We start from the raw sequence: 13,410 nt of genomic DNA on the forward strand, positions 1-13,410 counted from the left end.
GGACATCACATGGCATACAGAAAGCTAGGACGCACTAGTGCACAACGTAAAGCAATGCTTCGTGACCTAACGACTGATTTGATCATCAACGAACGCATCGAAACAACTGAAACACGTGCGAAAGAACTTCGCTCTGTAGTTGAAAAAATGATCACTCTTGGCAAACGCGGAGATCTTCATGCTCGCCGTCAAGCTGCAGCTTACATTCGTAATGAAGTAGCTAACGCTGAAACAAACCAAGATGCACTTCAAAAATTATTCGCTGACGTTGCAACTCGCTACGAAGATCGCCAAGGTGGATACACTCGTATCATGAAGCTTGGACCTCGTCGCGGCGATGGCGCACCAATGGCTGTCATTGAATTAGTTTAATCACATAGCGTGTATCTAAGAAAGGGCGGGACAGTTCATAACTGGATCTATGCCCTTTTTTAGATACTACGGCTTTTTAGCAAGAAGCAAAGAAGAGGTTGAGCTGAGAGGAGGTCCGGTAGAGATGGGGAAGACATTAATTGACGTAAAGGACATTGTATTTCGTTATCACAAGGATGCGGACAAGCCCGCTTTAGATCAAGTGTCATTGCATGTGAATCAAAATGAATGGCTCGCCATTGTTGGTCATAACGGTTCAGGTAAATCCACACTTGCCCGTGTACTGAATGGGCTCATTTTACCGGATGCTGGAACGGTCAAGGTTGGAGAGATTGAGCTGAAAGAAGAGAGTGTCTGGGATATTCGCAAAAAGGTCGGAATGGTCTTTCAAAACCCAGATAACCAATTCGTTGGCTCAACGGTTCGTGATGATGTGGCTTTTGGTTTAGAAAATAACGGGGTTGAGCGGGAATTGATGATAGAACGTGTAGATTGGGCTGTCAAACAGGTCAATATGCAGGAGTTTCTTGATCAAGAGCCGCACCATCTATCAGGCGGGCAAAAGCAGAGAGTCGCTATTGCAGGTGTACTTGCCGCAAGCCCTGACATCATGATCTTGGATGAAGCAACATCGATGCTTGATCCGATTGGCCGTGAAGAAGTGTTAGAGACTGTTAGACTATTGAAGGAACAAGGGACGGTCACAGTCATTTCCATTACACATGATTTAGACGAGGCCGCCAAGGCAGACCGGGTCATTGTCATGAATGGCGGGAAAAAATTTGCCGAGGGAACCCCAGAGGAAGTATTTGAACTAGACGAAGAGCTAGTTCAAATTGGACTTGATCTGCCATTCTCCTATCGGCTGAGCAAACAATTGAAGCAGCAAGGTGTACCGCTTGCAAATGCCCATTTGACACAAGAAGGATTGGTGAAAGAGCTATGGACATTACGATCAAAGAATTAGAGCATCGTTATCAAATGAAAACGCCGTTTGAGCGTCTCGCTTTGTATGATGTCAATGCTTCCATTCAAGAGGGCAGCTATGTCGCTGTCATTGGTCATACGGGCTCTGGCAAGTCCACGTTGCTGCAGCATTTAAATGGCTTGCTCAAACCAACGAAGGGGAGCATTGCGCTTGGGGATACCATCTTACAAGCCAATAAAAAGCAGAAGGATTTAAAGTCACTTCGGAAAAAAGTAGGCATCGTGTTTCAGTTTCCTGAGCATCAGCTCTTTGAAGAAACGATCCTTAAGGATATCTGCTTTGGTCCGATGAATTTCGGTGTTCCTCAGGAGAAGGCAGAAGCAAAGGCGAAGGAAATGCTGAAGCTAGTTGGTCTTCCTGAATCCTTATTATCTCGATCTCCCTTTGAACTAAGTGGCGGTCAAATGAGACGTGTGGCGATTGCGGGTGTTCTAGCGATGGAGCCAGAAGTGCTTGTGCTGGATGAGCCGACTGCAGGATTAGATCCACGCGGACGTAAGGAAATCATGGACATGTTCTATGAGCTTCATCAAAAGGCAAACCTCACCACGATTCTGGTTACACACAGTATGGAGGACGCCGCTCATTATGCGGATCAAATGATTGTGATGCATAAAGGAACGGTGAAGGCGACAGGTACGCCGAGAGAATTGTTTGCCAATCGTACAGACATGTCTTCGTTTGGTCTCGACCTCCCAGAAACGATTAAATTCCAGCAGACTGTAGAAAAAAAGCTGGGCATTACGTTTCCAAGGCCGCTTCTGACCATGGATGAAATGGCAGAAGCCTTAACAGCTCTTTATCAGGAGGACACGACATCATGATGGATAGTATGATTATCGGCAAGTATGTGCCAGGTTCATCCTTTGTCCATCGTCTTGATCCAAGGACAAAGCTGTTATCAATTTTCTTTTTTGTCTTTATTGTCTTTTTTGCTAATAATTACATCACTTACGGGCTTTTAGGTGTCTTTACCCTCCTTGTGGTGATGGTTTCTCAGGTGCCGCTATACTTTATTCTCAAAGGAATGAAGCCGATCCTATGGATTGTCCTGTTTACCTTCATACTGCATATCTTCATGACAAAGGATGGCGCCTTGCTATTTCACTTTGGTTTTTTAAATATTTATGAAGAAGGTCTAAAGCAGGGGATTTTCATTTCTCTCCGTTTTGTCTATCTCATCATGATGACGACACTTCTGACGTTAACCACAACGCCTATAGAAGTGACAGACGGTATGGAAAAGCTGCTTCACCCATTCCGTAAAATCAAACTGCCCGTTCATGAGCTTGCTCTCATGATGTCCATCTCTCTTCGGTTCATTCCAACTTTACTAGAAGAGACGGACAAAATCATGAAGGCGCAAATGGCAAGAGGTGTTGATTTTACAAGCGGACCTCTTAAAGATCGCATGAAAGCCATCGTTCCTTTACTTGTCCCGCTTTTCGTCAGTGCGTTTAAGCGTGCAGAGGAACTGGCGACCGCTATGGAAGCGAGAGGCTACCGCGGAGGAGAAGGGCGGACGAAATACCGTCAGCTTGTCTGGGGCATGAAAGACACGTTCACACTGCTCCTATTCATCCTGTTAACAGCACTCCTTGTATTTCTGAGAAATTAGGTGATTCCTAGATGAAGGTCAAATGTACCGTATCCTACGATGGGACACATTTTAAAGGCTATCAGGTGCAGCCTGGGCAGCGGACTGTTCAGACGGAGATCGAGTCTGCTCTTGCAAGAATGCATAAACAGGATGAACTGATTCCGATTGTGGCTTCTGGCCGGACGGACAGCGGCGTTCATGCGAAGGGGCAGGTCATCCATTTCGACACGCCGCTCTCGATTCCGATGGAAAGATGGCCTTTTGCCCTCAACAGTCTCCTGCCGGATGACATCCGGGTTCTAAAGGCTGAGGAAGTGGATGAGTCGTTTCATGCACGTTTTAGTGTCGTTTCGAAGGAGTACCGTTATAAGGTCTCAACGGAAACGCACCAAAATGTGTTCACGAGACAGTATGCCTGCCACTTTCCTTACCGGCTGGATGCAGACAAAATGAGAGAAGCTGCTGGGCACCTCATTGGCACACACGACTTCACAAGCTTTTGTGCGGCCAATACAGAGGTCCAGGACAAGGTGAGAGAGATTTACACCCTCGAGTGGAAAAACGTCTCAGACGGGCTTGAAATGCGTGTGAGAGGAAATGGATTTTTATACAACATGGTGCGAATTTTCGCTGGAACGTTACTTGAAATCGGATCTGGTAAATTTCACCCTGATGAGATAAAAGCCATGCTTGCCGCCCGAAATCGCGAAGCGGCAGGCAAGACTGCGCCTAGTCACGGACTGTATTTATGGGAAGTTTTCTATGACAACTAAACCAGGTGTAACATGTTCTTGACACAGGAAGCAGAAAGTTATAAGATATCATATGGTATGTATTTCAACCCCACAAATAAGCCCCGGAAGACTTATCTTGTGTTTTGAAATAGAACGTAGCATTTGATTCAAGGAAAAATCATTGATTTATTTAGGAGGGAAACTCATGCGTACAACACCAATGGCGAACGCAAGCACAATTGAGCGCAAATGGCTAGTTGTTGATGCGGCAGGCAAGACTCTAGGTCGTCTTTCTACTGAAGTAGCATCACTTTTGCGCGGTAAGCACAAACCAACTTATACACCACACGTTGATACAGGTGATCACGTCATCATCATCAATGCTGAGAAAATCGAATTAACAGGTAAGAAATTGACGGACAAAATTTACTACCGTCACACAATGCACCCAGGTGGTTTGAAACAAAGAACTGCTCTTGAGATGCGTACAAACTACCCTGAAAAAATGTTGGAGCTTGCTATCAAAGGTATGCTTCCAAAGGGTCCATTAGGCCGTCAAATGTTCAAAAAATTAAATGTGTACCGTGGTTCTGAGCATCCACATCAAGCACAACAACCTGAAGTTTACGAACTTCGCGGTTAATTATAAGGGAGGTTAACAATTTGGCACAGGTTCAATATTACGGTACAGGTCGTCGTAAAAGTTCTGTAGCGCGCGTTCGCTTAGTTCCAGGTGAAGGCCGTATCGTCGTTAATAATCGTGAAATTACTGAATACATTCCATTCGCTGCTTTAATCGAAGACGTGAAACAGCCTTTGAACATCACAGAAACAGCTAACAGCTACGATGTTCTTGTAACTGTTCACGGTGGTGGATTCTCTGGTCAAGCTGGAGCAATTCGTCACGGTATCTCTCGTGCTCTTCTAGAAGTAGATCCTGAGTACCGTACATCACTTAAACGTGCTGGACTTCTTACTCGTGACCCTCGTATGAAAGAGCGTAAGAAATACGGTCTTAAAGGCGCACGTCGCGCACCTCAGTTCTCAAAACGTTAATCAATTTTATATTGTATGGACGTTTTACAAAGGTTTGTTACAAACAAACCTTATAAAAAAAGCATCAGCTTCGTGCTGGTGCTTTTTTTTGTGCTTTTTATGTGATAGATCATGACTGGTCTCTTCCTCTTGAATACGTATAAAATATGAGTATAGAAGTTTTCTGTTAAAAAAGATGGAGGTTGTCCTATGAATCTAACGACAGAAAGATGTCTCATTCGTCCATTTGCTGATGATGATTGGCAGGATGTCTATGCTTATACATCTGATCCGGTAGTGATGAAGTATATTCCGGAAGATGTATTTTCTAAAGTAGATGCGAAGGAATTTGTCAAAAATAATCGTCATGAAGATGCTAAGTATGTCGCTGTCCTATTAAAAGAAGATCATACATGCATCGGGCATATCGCATTTCATCCTTACTTTGGTGATCACACGTATGAAATTGGCTGGGTCTTCAATCCTGTATATCAAAACAAAGGCTATGCATCTGAAGCAGCCTATGCTGTACTGCATCATGGCTTTCACACAATGAATTTACATCGGATCATTGCCACTTGTCAGCCTGAAAATGTGCCATCGTGGAGAGTGATGGAGAAAATGGGGATGAGAAGAGAAGGATATTTTAAAAAATGTATACCGCAAGGAAATGAGTGGTGGGATGAGTTTTACTATGCCATCTTAAGTGAGGAATGGAAAACTTGATAAGTTTTCATGATATGAAGTAATTCGTCATTCCAAATATCCCTTGGCTTTCGCTATTGATATAATCAGATCAAATAAGCAGAAGAGGGGCGCCAAGCATGAGGATCTTTGATGCACATTTTCATATCATTGATTTTGATTTTCCCATTCAAGAAAACCAAGGGTATACACCCCCTAGTTATGTGGTGAATGATTATAGGAGAGAGACGGCTGATCTGGGGATTGTAGGTGGAGCCATCGTCTCAGGGTCATTTCAAGGCTTTGATCAAGGCTATTTGTTGAAGGCGCTGGATGAACTGGGTCCAGCTTTTTGCGGTGTGACTCAATTACCTTTTACGGCAACTGATGATGAGATTGTTCATTTGGATCAACATGGGGTGAATGCTTTACGTTTTAATGTGAAGCGTGGCGGTTCGGAGGATATTTCGAAGCTCGATTATTTTGCGAGAAGGGTGTATGAGCTGGCGGGATGGCATAGTGAGCTCTACATAGACGCTAAGCATCTCCCTGACATCTCATCTACGCTTGAACAGCTACCAGCCGTTTCGATTGATCATTTAGGCTTATCGGAAGAAGGTTTGCCACATTTGCTCAAGCTGGTTGATAAAGGAGTTCGGGTAAAAGCAACAGGTTTTGGACGTGTCGATTTAAACGTTGAACATGCGTTGACATCCATTTATCAAACGAATCCTGATGCACTGATGTTTGGTACAGACCTTCCATCCACAAGGGCGAAGCGTCCATTTGAATACGGTGATGTTGAGTTGATTCAACAGCTCTTTGATGAAAAAGCAGCTGATCACATCTTATATAAGAACGCGCATCAATGGTATTTTGGTCAATAAGTTCCACTTCAGTTCATAGGAGGTGTGTTCAATGGGGTTCAGTCAACTGACATTCAGAGAAGCCAAGCTGGATGATCTCGATAAAATCGTCTTCATGCTCGCGGATGATATGTTAGGTCAAAAAAGAGAGCGTTACACGCAACCATTATTAGAAAGCTATATCGAAGCCTTTCATTCAATAGATGCTGATCCAAATATTGAACTCATTGTTGCGTGTGATCAGGAAGAAGCTGTAGGTGTTCTCCAATTGACCATGACGCCATTTCTTACACATCAAGGAGGATGGAGAGCTTCAATAGAAGGAGTTCGTACGGCCTCGTCTCATAGAGGGAAAGGAATTGGCACGATGTTGATAAAAAAGGCTATTCAGCACGCAAGCGACCGCGGTTGTCATATGATTCAGCTAACAACAGACAAACAGAGACCAGATGCACGCCGTTTTTACGAAAAGTTGGGCTTTGAAGCTACGCATGATGGGATGAAGCTGCATCTCTCCCCATGAATAAGAACACCAAGAAGCGAAGGGTTCATTCGCCTTTGCTTTTTTGTGACTTTATTTGAAATTTTTGTTATATTAAATATATAAATCCTTAGTTATTTGGAAAGGAGAAACATGTTACTCGAAATCGGTCTAGTTGTCTTAGGTGTGGTCATACTTTACTTGGTGGTTGATGTCCTGTTGTATAAAAGAGATATGAAGAAAACGAAGGAAGATCTTTTGACATTTGTCATGAAAAACAAAAAGGACGTATCAGCGACAATTATTGAAAATGAAGATGTGGTATTAGATTGGAATGGTAATCAAAAAACACCACTTGCAAGTACGGTGAAATTAATGGTTTTGTTTCATTTTGTTAAAACCGTCTCTAGCGGTGACATCAAGCTAGATGAAAAAGTGGCATTGGCGGACATAGAGCGGTTTTATATTGATAGAACAGATGGCGGTGCTCACACATACTGGCTGGAGGTCAACGATTTTTCTGAGCATGCAACTTTATTAGATGTTGCCAAAGGGATGATGCAAGTCAGTTCGAATGCTTGTACTGATTATTTGATTGAACGCCTCGGCTTAGATAAGATCAATGATCGAATGAAACAAGCGGACCTTACAGAACATGGTGAAGTCATGCCACTGACACCTAAGGTGTTGTGGCCAGCTTATGTATCTGATCATGAGCGGGATGCATTCAAGCAAATGAGCGGTGTAACAGATGAACAATACAAATCTCTGATGAGTGAGATTTTTAATATCATGAAAAATGACTCAGAGCATAAAAAGGCGTTAGAAGATAAAATAATGAAAAAGAACTTGTTAAGCTTGCGTATTCAATCATTACTGACGCAAAAGATGACAAAGTCTACAACTAATCAATATGCACATTTTATGAAACGTCTGCAGGATGAGTTGTTAACAACAGAAGAAAAGCGTCTTTTTAGCCAAATTGTGCTGGGAGAAACATTCAAGGCGGAAACAGATCAATACCTTTGGTATAAAGGCGGAGCAACATTGTTTGTTTTCACAGCTGCTTTATATCGAAGAACAGAAACATCCTCTATATCCATCTCTCTTTTTATCAATGATCCGAAAGCGAACAATTCTCACTGGATTGAGGAAGTATTCAATGAATTTATGCTTACTGCAGCAGTGGATCAAAACTTTAGACAACGTTTAATTAAGGCTTTTACTACATAATCATCAAAAAAACAGAGGGAGATACCCCTCTGTTTTATTATTTCTGCATTGGAAACACTTTGTATACATCTTGGCGTTTCTCTTTTGACTTCACAACTCCAACAACCAGTTCCTTCTGCCAAAGCGCTACATCGTCTTGGTACTCTTTAAATGAGTGAGGCAGCTTTTTTTCTAGCTCTTGTCTTTTAAACGTGACGGATTGTTTGTCGTTAGAGTTCATCTTGAGTGTCACTTGCTCAGCATTATCGATAAGAATAAAAAGTGCCAATGCGTTATATAAGTAGTTTTTTTCAATGGTATCCTTCTTGTCAAACCAAAATGTATCAAATTGTTCTTCTGTATCATTGGCATTTTCTTTCACGCCATATGTCACTTTTAGCTCTTTTTCATCTACGATTTCATACTCACGAATCACGTTACCTGGAAGATCTGATAAAATAGCGCCAATTGCTCCGTTGTCTCCAATATAAGAATTTTTTTGCTTAGAAAGCTGTTTTAATGATATGTCTTCTATTCCTTTTATGTCGCTCTTCTGCTCGGTCGCGTGACTGCTGCATCCAGATAAGACGACTGTTAGTAGCAGTAGGATATACATCCACTTCTTCATGAATTTTGCCTCTTTTCCATTCTTTCTATATATAAGTGTTCATCTTATCACAATTTTCCAATCCATTAGCTCATTGATTTCCATTTACTGAACTGCATGTTTTGTTCAAACCAACGAACAATACAAAGAAAAAAGGAGTTCAGTCCATGGCAGAGGTTCTTTCATTTTATCAATTGAAAACAAAACGAGATGTCACGCTTGAAAAGAAGCTGTTGCGTACATTGTCTCTTCAACAGGTGACGGTCGCTTCCGAGAAATTCACGAAGAAGCTGTTCCCATTTGCAGATGATCCAGCTGGGATTATGAGTGATGGCTGCATCGATTTCGCCATTGAAGCTTTTTTAGCAGGTGGGAGATACGGTGAGTCGAGCAAGTACGGTGAATCGTTCGATGATATAAAGAAGCGGTCAGTTCATGAAGAAGATGAGCTGGTTGAGGAGCTAGCGGGGTGTTTGCAATCGTGGGGGAATATGTTCCGAATGGAGCGGAAGATGTCGTGTCTGTATTCATTTGCGAAGGATTTTTTAAGCATGTGGTGGCAGGAAGGCTTTCGGGAATCAGAAAAAAGGCATAAGCTTCGGCTGCATTAAGCATATTTCCAGTCCTTGTCCCATATCTATAAAATAATGGTGTATGGGAGGGACAGGGATGAAAAGAAAGCTGAAATGGACAGGGTTTTTAATCGGGTTTATTGTCCTCTTATTCTTATTCAGGTTTCAATTTCTAAATGATGATTCGTGGAAATCGTGGAACTTGCCTCTGAGCGGCAAGATCATCTATTTAGATCCGGGTCATGGCGGTCCAGATGGCGGGGCTGTAGGAGGAGAGCTGCTTGAAAAAGAGATTGCACTGGATGTATCCATGAAGATACGTGACTATTTGCAGGAGCAGGGAGCGCTTGTTCTCATGACCCGCGAGGATGATTCTGATTTATCATCAAAGAACACAAAGGGATATGCCCGGAAGAAAGCGGAAGATTTAAGAAACCGCGTAAAAGTCATCAATGAGTCTGAAGCGGATCTCTATTTAAGTATTCATTTAAATGCGATCCCATCGAACAAATGGAGCGGCGCGCAGACGTTTTTTTACGGAAAGTATGAAGAGAATGAAAAGGCAGCGAAGTTCATACAAGATGAATTACGCAATAATCTTGAAAACACAGATCGAAAGGCGAAGCGGATCAATGGCATTTATTTAATGCAAAATGTGACAAAGCCAGGAGCTCTTGTGGAGATTGGGTTTCTCTCCAATCCGAAAGAGGCCGGTCAGCTGGCAACACCTAAATATCAAGATCAAATAGCCGCATCCATTTATAAAGGCATTTTAAGATATTTAACAGAGCAAAAAGAGCCGCCTGAATAAGGGGCTTTTTCCTTTTGAACGCAGGCAAACAGGACAGACATTGTAAGGATATGTATGATATACTTGGATTGTAAACGAATTCAATAAAGGGTGAGGTTCTGCTATGATCGGACAAGATGATGTGAGAAAACTAGTTGGGAAGATGGACGAACCTTTCCTTCATATACCGCTTGGTGAGCTGGATGCCATCAAGGAAATCAGCCTAAAGCCTGAAAAAGAGCATGTGAGCTTAAAGGTGGCCATTGCCAAAACGGGTACTGCTGAGCAGATGAAGCTGCAGCAAGACATCGTACAAGCCTTGAAAGCAGAGGGTGCTAACACAGTAGGACTTCGTTTTGAAGAACTGCCTCAGGAAACACTTGAAAGGTTTATGCCTTCACAAGATGAGGAAGAAAACCTGCTCAATTCTAAAAATCCGCCTGAGTTCTTAGCGATAGCGAGCGGAAAGGGCGGCGTTGGGAAATCCACCGTGTCTGTTAACCTTGCTGTAGCGCTGGCTCGTCTAGGGAAAAAAGTCGGACTGATTGATGCAGATATTTATGGCTTTAGTGTACCGGATATGATGGGAATCACCGTCAGACCAACGGTTAAAGGGGAAAAAATTATTCCTGTGGAACGCTTTGGTGTCAAAGTGATTTCAATGGGCTTTTTTGTTGAAGAAAATGCACCGGTCATATGGAGAGGACCGATGCTTGGTAAAATGCTAAATAACTTCTTCCACGAAGTCGAGTGGGGAGAATTAGATTACTTACTATTAGACCTTCCGCCTGGAACGGGAGATGTGGCGCTTGATATTCATACAATGCTTCCAAGCTGTAAAGAAATCATTGTCACAACACCGCATCCTACAGCTGCCTTCGTTGCTGCTAGAGCAGGCGCAATGGCACTGCAAACAGATCACGAAGTGCTAGGGGTCGTTGAGAATATGAGCTATTATGAAAGCAAAAAAACAGGTGAGAAAGAACATGTCTTTGGAAAAGGGGGCGGGGACAAGCTGGCAGAAGAACTGCGTGTATCGGTCCTTGGCCAAATTCCTTTAAGACAGCCTGATTGGAATGAAGAGGATTTTGCTCCATCCGTCTATGATGCGAGTCATCCGACAGGAGAAGTGTATCAACACATTGCGAATAAAGTCATTGAACAATTAGCAGTAAAAGCATAATGAAAGCCCGAGTGGATGTATGTCCACTCGGGTGATGTTTAACTGCCGCTTTCTTCGCTGCCTTTTGATCCGGAATCACTGCTTTCAGATGCTGCTTTTTTAAGCTCATCTTCGAATTTCTTCTTATAAAGAGGACTGCTTAATGTTTCCGTAATAACTTTTTCTAAATGCTTTCTGAACTCTTTGCTTTTCACCAGTTCACCGTATTTCTTTTCCATTTCAGGATCCTTGAGAATATCCATCATCAATTGCTGATAGTCAGGGTCCTTCATTAACTGTTTTAACATCTTTTCATGCTGTTGCTGCATGGATTTTGCGAAAGTCTCGGCAAATTTAGAATCCTCAAAGACCTTCTTCCAGAACTCTTTGCCTTTATCAGAAGTCAGTGTTTTCTCTATCGTTTTTTTCACAGTTTGTTCATCCATTACCAAAGCTTCATTCATTGCCTCGTCATTTAATAACTGTTGAATGGCCTTTTTACCGTCATCTGTCTTCAATATATCGACGACCATTTTCTTTGTTTCGTCATAGTCCATATTAGATGAGGATTGGGTTTTGGGAGCACAAGCTGTTAGAGATAAAAGGAGAAAACAGCTCATTATACGCAAGATGCCTTTTGACATACTGTGGCTCCTTTCGTTACATGTCTTACTTTTAATATGAATGTTTCACGTGAATTTATACATAACAAAAATAGGGGTTGGGTCAATTCAATGAAAAGTCGGGATTTAGTTCGTTTCTTCTTCTCTGTGCTAGCTGTTGGAGCGGTCATTACAAGCGTGGTAGGCTTTGCGCTGGAGTGGGGGAAATATCAGAAGCTTTTTATATCGTTTGAAATACTAGAAATCGCATCTGTGTTATTTTGGTTCATTGGTGTGGGGATGATTTTTAGTGTCATTAGTCAGATGGGGTTTGTTGTCTTTTTGACGGTGCACCGGTTTGCGCTAGAGATATTCCGGTCACATTCTTTATGGAATACCATTCAGCTGTTTCTGGTGATCTTTGTGCTGTTTGATTTAGCTTACTTGCGATTTTTGTTTTTCGGGGAGAATGAATCATTTCTTCCATACCTATGGCTGCCTGTCTTTATCGGTGTGTTCGCATTGATCGTGGCGTACTTTAAACAGCAGCAGTCCTCTAAGAAAACATTTGTTTCCGCAATGTTTCTCATGGTCGTCATCACGTCGCTAGAATGGTTCCCGGCGCTCAGAGTCAATGAAGAGGACTGGCTGTATTTAATGCTATTACCGCTATTAGGCTGTAATGCGTTTCAGTTATTAGCTATGCCGCGGTTTTCAAAGGCAAAAGCTACTTAACTTCCGATGACCTTGTTTTGGTATTGGAGATCAGTTCGCCAACCGTCACATTCTTTAAATTCTTTTCTTTGATTTGTTTCAAAATAGCTGGTAAGGCTTGAGCGGTTTGGGTTGCTGAATCTGAGGCATGGAGGAGAACAATGTCTCCGCTTTTCATTCGATCATTTACATTCTGAACAATCTGATCGACGCCTGGATTCAGCCAATCCTGTGAATTGACGCTGTAATGGACAACGGTATAACCGTACTGTGTGGCAATTTTTAAAGCTTTTTCGTTAAATTGCCCAGTTGGCGGTCTTAATAGTTGAATGTCATCTAGTCCAAGCTTTTGAAATGAATTTTGTGCCCGGACAAGATCTTGCTTGATTTCACTATCTTCAAGCTGGCTATAATTTTTATAAGCATAGCCAAGGCTGCCGATTTGGTGACCGTCCTCTCTAATTTGTTTGACGATATCAGGATGACGTTCAGCCCAAGAAGCAGACAGAAAGAAAGTAGCGTTCTTTATATCGTACTCTCGAAGGACATTTAAAATAGGAACTGCCTTCTCATCTCCCCAGCCGATATTAAAAGTAAGGGAGACATGTTTTGAGGAAGTCTCGCCTTTATAAATGGCTCGGGGTCCGTGTTCTGTTTTAAATACCGACAGCGGCGGTGCCTTTTGTACATAAAAAAAGGTTGCAGCTGCAAGGGCTGCTACAAGAATAATGACAATTTGCTTCAGCCGTTTAATAGGCAACACATATAATCGACTCAATTCAAACACTCCTGCCTTGTCCGAGATTGTTACTTGATTGTATGCAGGACAAGGGTTTGAGATGCACGATAAAACTATTTCAAAAAAAGTTTTGAAAAGGCGTTGACCAATAGAAAGTTTTCGTGATATATTATTAATCGTCGCTGACACACAGTGACAAACACAAAACGCTTCGGGAAATAAACTTGAAAAAAGTTATTGACATAAGATGAA

18 protein-coding genes are annotated in these 13,410 nt (G+C 42.3%); 15 read left to right on the forward strand and 3 right to left on the reverse strand.

Annotation, left to right across the window (positions count from 1 at the left end; all coding sequences use genetic code 11):
- Positions 1 to 9: 9 nt before the first annotated feature.
- The 11 genes from rplQ (at position 10) to NSQ36_RS00930 (ending at position 7,993) form a co-directional block, all read left to right on the forward strand.
- Positions 10 to 372 (forward strand): 50S ribosomal protein L17, encoded by a 363-nt coding sequence (rplQ, locus tag NSQ36_RS00880; RefSeq protein ID WP_003216944.1) that lies wholly within the window; start codon positions 10 to 12, stop codon positions 370 to 372.
- A 124-nt stretch (positions 373 to 496) separates the two neighbouring features.
- Entirely contained in the window at positions 497 to 1,339 is an 843-nt protein-coding gene (locus NSQ36_RS00885; RefSeq protein WP_050945818.1) for an energy-coupling factor ABC transporter ATP-binding protein, read from the forward strand.
- Positions 1,315 to 2,184 carry an energy-coupling factor ABC transporter ATP-binding protein gene (locus NSQ36_RS00890; RefSeq protein WP_003216922.1) on the forward strand — a complete coding sequence of 290 codons (870 nt, stop codon included), beginning with the start codon at positions 1,315 to 1,317 and terminating at the stop codon, positions 2,182 to 2,184. Before NSQ36_RS00885 ends, NSQ36_RS00890 begins: the two co-directional genes overlap by 25 nt.
- Positions 2,181 to 2,978, forward strand: a complete 798-nt coding sequence (locus tag NSQ36_RS00895; protein ID WP_003217024.1) for an energy-coupling factor transporter transmembrane protein EcfT — start codon at positions 2,181 to 2,183, stop codon at positions 2,976 to 2,978. The genes NSQ36_RS00890 and NSQ36_RS00895 overlap by 4 nt, the downstream gene beginning before the upstream one ends.
- Before the next feature lie 11 nt (positions 2,979 to 2,989).
- On the forward strand, positions 2,990 to 3,733 hold the full coding sequence (gene truA, locus NSQ36_RS00900; RefSeq protein ID WP_113386637.1) for a tRNA pseudouridine(38-40) synthase TruA: 744 nt from the start codon (positions 2,990 to 2,992) through the stop codon (positions 3,731 to 3,733).
- A gap of 166 nt (positions 3,734 to 3,899) precedes the next feature.
- Complete coding sequence (gene rplM / locus NSQ36_RS00905; protein ID WP_003217042.1) at positions 3,900 to 4,337, forward strand: 50S ribosomal protein L13; 438 nt, start codon at positions 3,900 to 3,902, stop codon at positions 4,335 to 4,337.
- A 20-nt stretch (positions 4,338 to 4,357) separates the two neighbouring features.
- On the forward strand, positions 4,358 to 4,750 hold the full coding sequence (gene rpsI / locus NSQ36_RS00910) for a 30S ribosomal protein S9 (protein ID WP_003217273.1): 393 nt from the start codon (positions 4,358 to 4,360) through the stop codon (positions 4,748 to 4,750).
- Positions 4,751 to 4,939: 189 nt separating this feature from the next.
- Positions 4,940 to 5,455 (forward strand): GNAT family protein, encoded by a 516-nt coding sequence (locus NSQ36_RS00915; protein ID WP_113386638.1) that lies wholly within the window; start codon positions 4,940 to 4,942, stop codon positions 5,453 to 5,455.
- A gap of 98 nt (positions 5,456 to 5,553) precedes the next feature.
- The gene (locus NSQ36_RS00920; RefSeq protein ID WP_113386639.1) at positions 5,554 to 6,300 is read left to right on the forward strand and encodes an amidohydrolase family protein; all 747 of its coding nucleotides are present in this window, start codon (positions 5,554 to 5,556) and stop codon (positions 6,298 to 6,300) included.
- A 31-nt stretch (positions 6,301 to 6,331) separates the two neighbouring features.
- A complete protein-coding gene (locus NSQ36_RS00925; RefSeq protein ID WP_113386640.1) occupies positions 6,332 to 6,802 on the forward strand; it encodes a GNAT family N-acetyltransferase in 471 nt (156 codons plus the stop codon).
- Between the two features lie 111 nt (positions 6,803 to 6,913).
- Positions 6,914 to 7,993 (forward strand): serine hydrolase, encoded by a 1,080-nt coding sequence (locus NSQ36_RS00930; protein ID WP_339206498.1) that lies wholly within the window; start codon positions 6,914 to 6,916, stop codon positions 7,991 to 7,993.
- Positions 7,994 to 8,030: 37 nt separating this feature from the next.
- Here NSQ36_RS00930 and NSQ36_RS00935 read toward each other — a convergent pair whose 3' ends face one another.
- Complete coding sequence (locus tag NSQ36_RS00935; RefSeq protein ID WP_251191518.1) at positions 8,031 to 8,600, reverse strand: DUF4825 domain-containing protein; 570 nt, start codon at positions 8,598 to 8,600, stop codon at positions 8,031 to 8,033.
- A gap of 146 nt (positions 8,601 to 8,746) precedes the next feature.
- On the opposite strand from NSQ36_RS00935, the gene NSQ36_RS00940 reads away from it, so the two are divergent.
- The 3 genes from NSQ36_RS00940 to NSQ36_RS00950 all read left to right on the forward strand — a co-directional run bounded on the left by NSQ36_RS00940 (position 8,747) and on the right by NSQ36_RS00950 (position 11,124).
- Positions 8,747 to 9,190, forward strand: coding sequence for a YbaK family protein (locus NSQ36_RS00940; RefSeq protein WP_113386641.1), 444 nt, complete (start codon positions 8,747 to 8,749; stop codon positions 9,188 to 9,190).
- A 58-nt stretch (positions 9,191 to 9,248) separates the two neighbouring features.
- Positions 9,249 to 9,962, forward strand: coding sequence for an N-acetylmuramoyl-L-alanine amidase CwlD (cwlD, locus tag NSQ36_RS00945; RefSeq protein WP_017359175.1), 714 nt, complete (start codon positions 9,249 to 9,251; stop codon positions 9,960 to 9,962).
- Between the two features lie 103 nt (positions 9,963 to 10,065).
- Positions 10,066 to 11,124 carry an Mrp/NBP35 family ATP-binding protein gene (locus NSQ36_RS00950; protein WP_003217013.1) on the forward strand — a complete coding sequence of 353 codons (1,059 nt, stop codon included), beginning with the start codon at positions 10,066 to 10,068 and terminating at the stop codon, positions 11,122 to 11,124.
- A gap of 38 nt (positions 11,125 to 11,162) precedes the next feature.
- Here NSQ36_RS00950 and gerD read toward each other — a convergent pair whose 3' ends face one another.
- Positions 11,163 to 11,747, reverse strand: a complete 585-nt coding sequence (gerD, locus tag NSQ36_RS00955) for a spore germination lipoprotein GerD (protein ID WP_003217144.1) — start codon at positions 11,745 to 11,747, stop codon at positions 11,163 to 11,165.
- A gap of 90 nt (positions 11,748 to 11,837) precedes the next feature.
- On the opposite strand from gerD, the gene NSQ36_RS00960 reads away from it, so the two are divergent.
- Positions 11,838 to 12,440 (forward strand): KinB-signaling pathway activation protein, encoded by a 603-nt coding sequence (locus tag NSQ36_RS00960; RefSeq protein ID WP_106036292.1) that lies wholly within the window; start codon positions 11,838 to 11,840, stop codon positions 12,438 to 12,440.
- Here the strand turns inward: NSQ36_RS00960 and pdaB are convergent.
- Positions 12,433 to 13,197 (reverse strand): polysaccharide deacetylase family sporulation protein PdaB, encoded by a 765-nt coding sequence (gene pdaB, locus NSQ36_RS00965; RefSeq protein ID WP_050945808.1) that lies wholly within the window; start codon positions 13,195 to 13,197, stop codon positions 12,433 to 12,435. The genes NSQ36_RS00960 and pdaB overlap by 8 nt on opposite strands.
- Positions 13,198 to 13,410: the final 213 nt, after the last annotated feature.

Source organism: Bacillus sp. FSL W8-1143, assembly GCF_037965155.1.
GTDB lineage: Bacteria > Bacillota > Bacilli > Bacillales > Bacillaceae > Bacillus > Bacillus pumilus.

Coding starts and splice junctions, on each gene's coding strand:
- rplQ (WP_003216944.1), top strand. CDS start 10: ATGGCATACAGAAAGCTAGGACGCACTAGTGCACAACGTAAAGCAATG.
- NSQ36_RS00885 (WP_050945818.1), top strand. CDS start 497: ATGGGGAAGACATTAATTGACGTAAAGGACATTGTATTTCGTTATCAC.
- NSQ36_RS00890 (WP_003216922.1), top strand. CDS start 1,315: ATGGACATTACGATCAAAGAATTAGAGCATCGTTATCAAATGAAAACG.
- NSQ36_RS00895 (WP_003217024.1), top strand. CDS start 2,181: ATGATGGATAGTATGATTATCGGCAAGTATGTGCCAGGTTCATCCTTT.
- truA (WP_113386637.1), top strand. CDS start 2,990: ATGAAGGTCAAATGTACCGTATCCTACGATGGGACACATTTTAAAGGC.
- rplM (WP_003217042.1), top strand. CDS start 3,900: ATGCGTACAACACCAATGGCGAACGCAAGCACAATTGAGCGCAAATGG.
- NSQ36_RS00915 (WP_113386638.1), top strand. CDS start 4,940: ATGAATCTAACGACAGAAAGATGTCTCATTCGTCCATTTGCTGATGAT.
- NSQ36_RS00920 (WP_113386639.1), top strand. CDS start 5,554: ATGAGGATCTTTGATGCACATTTTCATATCATTGATTTTGATTTTCCC.
- NSQ36_RS00925 (WP_113386640.1), top strand. CDS start 6,332: ATGGGGTTCAGTCAACTGACATTCAGAGAAGCCAAGCTGGATGATCTC.
- NSQ36_RS00930 (WP_339206498.1), top strand. CDS start 6,914: ATGTTACTCGAAATCGGTCTAGTTGTCTTAGGTGTGGTCATACTTTAC.
- NSQ36_RS00935 (WP_251191518.1), bottom strand. CDS start 8,600: ATGAAGAAGTGGATGTATATCCTACTGCTACTAACAGTCGTCTTATCT.
- NSQ36_RS00940 (WP_113386641.1), top strand. CDS start 8,747: ATGGCAGAGGTTCTTTCATTTTATCAATTGAAAACAAAACGAGATGTC.
- cwlD (WP_017359175.1), top strand. CDS start 9,249: ATGAAAAGAAAGCTGAAATGGACAGGGTTTTTAATCGGGTTTATTGTC.
- NSQ36_RS00950 (WP_003217013.1), top strand. CDS start 10,066: ATGATCGGACAAGATGATGTGAGAAAACTAGTTGGGAAGATGGACGAA.
- gerD (WP_003217144.1), bottom strand. CDS start 11,747: ATGTCAAAAGGCATCTTGCGTATAATGAGCTGTTTTCTCCTTTTATCT.
- NSQ36_RS00960 (WP_106036292.1), top strand. CDS start 11,838: ATGAAAAGTCGGGATTTAGTTCGTTTCTTCTTCTCTGTGCTAGCTGTT.